Genomic DNA, 7,022 nt, shown 5'->3' on the forward strand with positions numbered 1-7,022 from the left:
GGCATCGGGGGCGGGCCGCCGTAGCCGCCGAAGGACCGGGGCGCGGCGGCGAGGCGGCGGGCCCGCTCCTCGGCGAGGCGGCGCTGCTCCTCGCGCCAGGCGGCCCGGAGCTTCGGGGCGAGCGGGAAGGCCTGGAGCTGGAGGCCGCCGACGGTCTCCTCGCCGGTGACCTGTCCCTCGACCGTGGCGCCCATGCCGAGCGGGACGGCGACGAACTGGCGCACCGTGCCCTTGCCGGAGTTGATGCCGTCGAGCCACGGCTGGCGGGGCAGCACCACGTAGTTCTGGGGGCGCCGGGAGAGCTTCCCGGTCCACTTCTCGCCGGACACCGCGCAGACCTTGCCGACGCCGATCTGGAGCGCCGTGGGCTCCGGGCTGCCGGCGAAGCCGAGCCACATCGCCTCGCGGAGGTAGACCGGCAGCATCACGCCGCCCTTGGCCCGCCACTGCTCGGGCACGGTGTCCGGGTAGTCCTCGACCCTGCGGAGCGGGAAGGTGCCCAGCCCCGGGGGCAGCCGGTGGGTACCGCTCTCGGGCAGCCGGAGCGTGCGCATGAATCGCACCCGCGCCCCGTCCCCCAACAGCAGGCTGTCCCCCTCGATCCTCGTCGCGTTGGCCGTCACCACGTCTCCCCTCGTCTCGGCGCGTCCGTCCTCCCTTACACGATCCACCGGAGCGGCTGGTTCCCGTCGGTCCACGGCGTGTCACGGCTTGCCGGAAGCCACGGTCGGGCAGTACCTTGCATTGCATGGTTCCTGGTAACGCAATGAACGAGGCGGGGGGCAGGGTTCCCAGCCAGCTCCGCAAGGGAGTCCTCGAGTACTGCGTCCTCGCGCTGCTCAGGGACGGGCCGAAGTACGGCGTCGAACTCCTCGCCGAGCTCTCCTCGGTCAGCGTGATGACGACCAGTCAGGGCACGATCTACCCCCTGCTGTCGCGGCTGCGGCGGGAGGGTCTCGTCGACACCGAGCTGCGCGAGTCCCCCAGCGGGCCGCCGCGCCGCTACTACGCGCTGACGGCCCTCGGCCGGACCGCGCTCGCCGAGTTCGCCGGGGCGTGGCCGCACTTCCGGAACGCCGTCGACCACTTCCTCAACGACCCGCAGGGGGACACCACATGAACGCCACCGACCACCCGCTCGTCGCGGCCTACCTCGACACCGTGGCCCGCGGGACCGCGGAACTCCCCGCCGAGCGCCGGGCCGAACTCCTCGCGGACCTCCGCGAGCACGTCGAGGTGAGCGGGGCCCGGGACGACGCCGCGATCCGCGCCGTCCTCGCCGAGCTCGGCGAACCCCGTACGGTGGCCGCGTCCGCGCTCGCCGAGGAGGGGCCGCGCACTGCCCCCGCCGCGCCTCCGGCGCCGACGGGCCCGCTCGCCGGCCGGCAGGCCGCCCGGCTCGTCGCGGCCCTCCCCGCGCTCGGCGGCCTGCTGGTCCTGACGTCCCCCGTCGCGGGCACCCTGGTCCTGGCGATCGGGCTCGCGCTGCTGTGGAGGACCCCGCTGTGGGACGCCCGGCACAAGCGCGTCGGGACGGCCACGGCCGTGGCCGTCCCCGTGCTCCTGCTCCTCGGCGGACTGTTCCTGGCCGGAGGCCGGCTCGGGCCGCTGGAGGTGCTGCTGATCGGCGTGTTCTCGGTCGGCGTGCCGGTCGTCGGCGCCCTGGTCCTGCTGCGGGCGCTCCGCGACTGACGGCACCCCGGGGGGTGCCTACTCCTCGCGTACGAAGTCGGCCTCGGCGCGCTCCGCGTCGAGGTCGGCCTGTGCGTGGGTGTAGAGGTCGTGGACGAACGACCTGGCGTCCACCGGCGAGATCCCGTCACCGAGGCTGAGCAGTCGTCGGGTCCAGGCGGCGAGCGCGTCGCCCTGCTCTTCGGCCATGACGTCTCCTTCGGTCCTTCACGGCTCGGGGCGCGGTGGAAGGAGGGCGGGCCGGGCGCCGCCGTGGCGGTCGGGGCCGCCCTCACTCCATCGTCCGCCGAGCCGGGACCGACCGCAATCGCCGGGCTCAGGCCGAGCCGCGGACCCGGAGGGCCGTGTCGCGCAGCCACCGGGCGCTGCGCTTGGGCGTGCGCGTCTGGGTCGCGTAGTCGACGCGGACGAGGCCGAAGCGCTGGGCGTAGCCGTAGGCCCACTCGAAGTTGTCGAGGAGCGACCAGGCGAGGTAGCCGCGGACGTCGGCGCCGGCCTCGCGGGCGCGGGCGACGGCGGCGAGGTGGGCGGAGAGGTAGGCGGTGCGCTCGTGGTCGTCGACGTGACCGTCGGCGTCGGGGACGTCGTCGTAGGCGGCGCCGTTCTCCGTGATGACCATGGGGGTGCCGGGGTAGTCGCGGGCGATGCGGAGCAGCAGCGCGGTGAGGTCGTGGGGCATCACCTCCCAGCCGAGCCCGGTGACGGGCAGCCCGCCGTGCGGGAGGCCGCGGGTGACGGGCAGGCCGCGGGCGTCGGTGGTGGCGCCGTCGGGGCCGGTGCCGGAGGACTTCATGGAGCGGTAGTAGTTGACGCCGAGGGTGTCGATCGGGGTGGCGATGGCCTCCAGGTCGCCGTCGCGGACCGGGATCGCGACGCCCTGTGCGGCGAGGTCGCGGATCAGGTCCTCCGGGTAGGAGCCGCGCAGGATCGGGTCGAGGTAGAAGCGGAACCCGAAGGCGTCGGCCCGGCGTGCGGCCTCGCGGTCGGCGGGGGTGTCGCCGGCGGGGGCGCTGGTGCCGAGCAGATGGGTGACGGCCAGGTCGAGCGGCCGGCGGGCGTCGGCGCGCAGCCGTCGCGCGGCGAGTCCGTGGGCCAGGTGCAGGTGGTGGAGGGCGGCGACGCCGTCGGCGAGGGAGCGTCCGCCGGGCGCGTGGACGCCCTCGACGTGGCCGAGGACCGCGGAGCAGAACGGCTCGTTGAGGGTGGTCCAGTGGGTGACGCGGTCGCCCAGCCGGTCGTGGACGAGGGCGGCGTAGTCGGCGAAGCGGTGGGCGGTGTCGCGGGCCGGCCAGCCGCCGGCGTCCTGGAGCTCCTGGGGCAGGTCCCAGTGGTAGAGGGTCAGCCAGGGGGTGATGCCGCGGCCGAGGAGTTCGTCGACCAGCCGGTCGTAGAAGGCGAGGCCGGCCGGGTTGGCGGGGCCGGTGCCGCCGGGCTGGACGCGGGGCCAGGAGACGGAGAAGCGGTACGTGTCGAGCCCGAGGTCCGCCATGAGCGCGACGTCCTCGGGCATCCGGTGGTAGTGGTCGCAGGCCGTGTCCCCGGTGTCGCCGTTGTCGACGGCGCCGGGGACGCGGCAGAAGGTGTCCCAGATGGAGGCGGTCCGGCCGTCCTCGGCGGCGGCGCCCTCGATCTGGTAGGCGGAGGTGGCGGCACCGACCCGGAAGTCGGGCGGGAGGCGGGCGATCAGGGCGTCGTCGTCGGGGAAGCGGGCGTCGGGAAGGCGGGCGGCGGGGAGGCGGGCGGCAGGCATGTGTGGGTGCTCCGGTGGAAGGCGTACGGGTGCGGGGTGGCAGGCGGGTCAGGGCAGGCGGTGGTCGGCGTTCAGCACCGTGCCGCGCTCGGGGCGGTACAGGTCGAAGCCCCGGGTGTCGCACTGGAGGCCGCCGTTGATGCAGTGGTCGACCAGTGCCTTGAGGGTGCGCTCCTCCCACGCGTTGAAGAAGTCGTAGTGGAAGGAGTAGCCGCGGCCGCTGGCCAGGCGGACCTGGCTCATGTCGCCGTTGACCGGCCACGCCATCTTGAACTCGATCATCGGCAGGGCGACCGGGTGGGAGGCCGGGCACATGTTGTCGTTGGTGCCGGGCTTCACGACCGGGTACGCCATGTGGCTCTTGTGGTCGGGGGTGTCGAGGTGCAGGCCGTTCCAGCAGCTGGGCGCCTGCATGCGCAGGTTGAGCTGGACGTCGGGCCGGCTCGGACAGGTCGCCGGGATGTCGGTGTTGAAGAAGCTGTCACCGCATTCCCAGCCCTCGACGAAGCCCTTGTGGCCGCGGAACTCCTGCTCGGTCTGCATCGGGTTGCCGACGACGAACCGCAGGCCCTTGGGGAAGGGCCGCACGCTCCGGTAGTCGGTCACGCCCGCCTTGTAGTAGATGACCTGCGGGCCCACGGGCAGGATCTTCTGGTCGCCCTTGTACAGCGAGGGCATCCAGTACGCGGAGGCGTCCGCCGGCGCCTTGCAGGTGGTGGTGCCTCCGTAGAGCGAGCCGGTGGTGCTGGAGGCGTTGGTGGAGGTGTTGCCCATGAACGTGTGGTCGTGGGACTTGCCGAACTGGCCCGGGTAGACGATCGGGTCGTCCGGCGCGGTGTGGGTCACGGAGCAGCCGGCCTGGAACTCGTGGTGGTAGGCCGGGGGCGGGGTGGCCGTGGACGGGGTGACGCCGGTGACCGGCGGGTCGGCGGGGATGTACCCGTCTCCGTCGGCGTCGTCGCCCGAGGCCATGGTGGAGGCGGCCATCTGGTGCCCGGTGTGGTTGACGGCCGCGGCGACGGCGGGCGGGACGCCGCCGTCCGGGTCCGTGGCCGAGGCCATCGTGCCGAAGCCGAGGGCGCCGGCGATGAGGGCCGTGCTGACGAGGAGTACGGAGAGCCGCTTCGGACTCGATCTCATGGGGATCTCCTGCCCATGGGGGTGGTTTCGCGTGAACGCGGGGACGCCACGCGACTGGTGTGGTGGCGGTTGCGCTTCGTGCGGCGGTGCAGGGGTGGCGGGGTCCCTCCGCAGGTCCCGGCCACCCCCGTTCGTGGGCCCGGCGTCGTCAGCTGTAGACGCCGAACTCGTGGAGGGAGTAGCCCCAGCCGGTGCCGCGCGCGGTCAGGTGCAGCCGTACGTGGCGGGCGGTGGCCGCGGCCTCGATGGAGTCGACGTCGCCGTCGCCGGCGGTCTGGGTGTGGATCGTCCGCCAGTTCTGGCCGTCGTCGGAGACCTGGACCTCGTAGGAGCGGGCGTAGGCCGGGTTCCAGACGAGCTGGAGCCGGGAGAAGCTCCGGACGGCGCCGAGGTCGACCTGGATCCACTGGGGGTCGCTCCAGTCGCTGGCCCAGCGGGTGTTCGGGTTGCCGTCGGTGGCGTGGGACGCCGGGCAGGGGCAGTCGCCGTACGACGCCTGGGAGGAGGAGGCGGTGGTCGGGCGGCCCTGCGCCAGGTTGGTGCCGGCGACCGGCGGGGCGACGACCTTCACGGACTTCGTCTCGATGCCCGCGTTGCCGCGTCCGTCCTCGGCCTGGACGTACACCTTCCAGACCCCGAGCTTCGCCGGGGCGGTGACGGCGAGGGAGCCGTCGGCGTTGCGGCGGTAGGGGGTCTCGATCAGCCGCTTGTCGCCGTTGGCGTAGTTGCCGCTGAGGAAGACCTTGGTGGTGACGGGGTCGCCGTCGGGGTCGCGGACGTCGGCGCGGACGGTGAACTCGCCGCCCGCGGGGGCCGATCCGGACGGGGTGACGGTCATGTTCGTGATGACCGGCGGGGTGTTGTCGCCCGCGGTGCTTCCCGTGTACGCCTTCTTCACGGCGTAGTACGAGAGCCGCCTGAGGCCGTCGGGCAGGAGGTTGAACCAGACGCCGCCGAAGTCGTGCTCGGTGCCGTAGTGGAAGACGGTGGCGCCGAGGGCGACGCCCTGGTGGCCGGTGACGCAGTTCCAGGCGCGGGTGTAGCCCTCGGCCTTCTGCACGTCGGTGGGTTCCTCGGCGACGCCGTTGGCGTCCTTCGGGGTCTCCCACTCCCCCGCCGGTCCGGTCTCGGTGATGAGGTACGGCTTGGTGTAGCCGCCCTCGACCCAGTCCTCGCGGACCCCGCACATGTCGCCGTAGGCGTTCATCGAGTACAGGTCGAGGTCGGGGGCGTTGCGCTTGTAGTAGGGCCAGGCGCCGGTCCAGGCGTCCGTGGAGGTCACCGGGTGGTCCGGGTCGATGGAGTGGATCTTCTTGGCGACGTCGTTGACGAAGGTCGTGTAGGCGTTGCGCTGGGCTTCGAGTTCGGTGCCGGAGTAGCAGTTCTGGAGGCCGAGGACGGACTCGTTGCCGACGTTCCACATGAGGGTGGCGGGGTGGGACTTGTAGGTCTCGACCCACTTCGCGAACTCGGTCAGCATGTTCGTCTTGTACGCGGTGTCGGTCACGTAGTTGACGCAGCCGCCGGAGCCGGGGCCGCCGCCGGGCTGGAGCCAGAAGCCGTTCATGACGCGGATGCCCCGGGCCGCGGCCTCGTCGAGGAGCGGCTTGGTGGAGCCGTCGGTGCCCCAGGTGCGGATGGTGTTGGCGCCCATCGCCTTCACGTCGGGCATGTACCGGCCGGCGTCGGCGACGGACGGGCCCCAGGTGACGCCCTTGACGGTGTACGGCTGTCCGCCGACGGTGAGCTGCCAGTTGCCCTGGCTCCCGGTGACGCGGACGGCGCCGCCGGACTGGGGCGGGGTGCCGCCCTCCTCGCCGTAGACCTTGAACTCCCAGAGGGAGAGGCCGTATCCGCCGGAGCGGGTGACGCCCTGGAGGCGGACGTACCGGCCCGTGCCGGTGACGGCGACCTCGTCGGTGCCGCCGTCGGCTCCGGTCACGGACTTCACGGTCCGCCAGTCGGTGCCGTTGTCGGAGAGCTGGATGTCGTAGGCGGTCGCGTGGGCGGCCTCCCAGCTCAGCACGATCCGGCTGACGGTGGCGGTGCGGCCCAGGTCGACCTGGAGCCACTGTCCGTCGCTCCACTGGCTGGCCCAGCGGGTGCCGGCGTCGCCGTCGACGGCGGCGGAGGCGGGGAAGGCGGCGCCCTCGGTGGAGGAGGCGGTGGCGGTCCTCCCCTGGGAGAGCAGGGTCTCGGCGGCGGAGGCGGGGGCGGCGGCGAGGGCCGTCAGGGAGGTGGCGAGCAGGGCGCCGAGGGACACGAGCGAGGCCGCGGCGCGGGTCCGGCTCCGTGTGGTCGGTGCGGTGGTCATGGGGGCTCCTGGACAGGGAGGGGAGGGAGGGGATCACCTTCCGGGCGGCGTGGCGGGGACATGGAGCGCCGCCCGGAAGGGGCCGGGGGGGGGGGGGGCGCCCGGGGGGGGCGGGCCCGCGGGGGC

General features: G+C 73.5%; 6 protein-coding genes and 1 pseudogene. 2 read left to right on the plus strand and 5 right to left on the minus strand.

What is annotated here, in order from left to right; genetic code table 11:
* A pseudogene (locus tag ACFQ8C_RS35970) lies at positions 1-623 on the minus strand (hypothetical protein); the annotation flags it as partial.
* A gap of 125 nt (positions 624-748) precedes the next feature.
* Here ACFQ8C_RS35970 and ACFQ8C_RS35975 point away from each other — a divergent pair.
* Both ACFQ8C_RS35975 and ACFQ8C_RS35980 read left to right on the plus strand, forming a co-directional pair.
* Complete coding sequence (locus ACFQ8C_RS35975) at positions 749-1,120, plus strand: PadR family transcriptional regulator (protein WP_383466030.1); 372 nt, start codon at positions 749-751, stop codon at positions 1,118-1,120.
* Positions 1,117-1,692, plus strand: coding sequence for an HAAS signaling domain-containing protein (locus tag ACFQ8C_RS35980; RefSeq protein ID WP_383466032.1), 576 nt, complete (start codon positions 1,117-1,119; stop codon positions 1,690-1,692). The genes ACFQ8C_RS35975 and ACFQ8C_RS35980 overlap by 4 nt, the downstream gene beginning before the upstream one ends.
* Positions 1,693-1,710: 18 nt before the next feature.
* Here ACFQ8C_RS35980 and ACFQ8C_RS35985 read toward each other — a convergent pair whose 3' ends face one another.
* The 4 genes from ACFQ8C_RS35985 to ACFQ8C_RS36000 form a co-directional block, all read right to left on the minus strand.
* Complete coding sequence (locus tag ACFQ8C_RS35985) at positions 1,711-1,881, minus strand: hypothetical protein (protein WP_383466034.1); 171 nt, start codon at positions 1,879-1,881, stop codon at positions 1,711-1,713.
* Positions 1,882-2,008: 127 nt separating this feature from the next.
* Positions 2,009-3,442 (minus strand): GH1 family beta-glucosidase, encoded by a 1,434-nt coding sequence (locus tag ACFQ8C_RS35990; protein ID WP_383466036.1) that lies wholly within the window; start codon positions 3,440-3,442, stop codon positions 2,009-2,011.
* Positions 3,443-3,490: 48 nt separating this feature from the next.
* Positions 3,491-4,582 carry a DUF1996 domain-containing protein gene (locus ACFQ8C_RS35995; RefSeq protein WP_383466038.1) on the minus strand — a complete coding sequence of 364 codons (1,092 nt, stop codon included), beginning with the start codon at positions 4,580-4,582 and terminating at the stop codon, positions 3,491-3,493.
* A gap of 148 nt (positions 4,583-4,730) precedes the next feature.
* Complete coding sequence (locus tag ACFQ8C_RS36000) at positions 4,731-6,896, minus strand: discoidin domain-containing protein (protein ID WP_383466040.1); 2,166 nt, start codon at positions 6,894-6,896, stop codon at positions 4,731-4,733.
* Positions 6,897-7,022: the final 126 nt, after the last annotated feature.

The sequence above is a fragment of the Streptomyces sp. NPDC056503 genome (genome assembly GCF_042794995.1).
Taxonomy (GTDB): domain Bacteria; phylum Actinomycetota; class Actinomycetes; order Streptomycetales; family Streptomycetaceae; genus Streptomyces.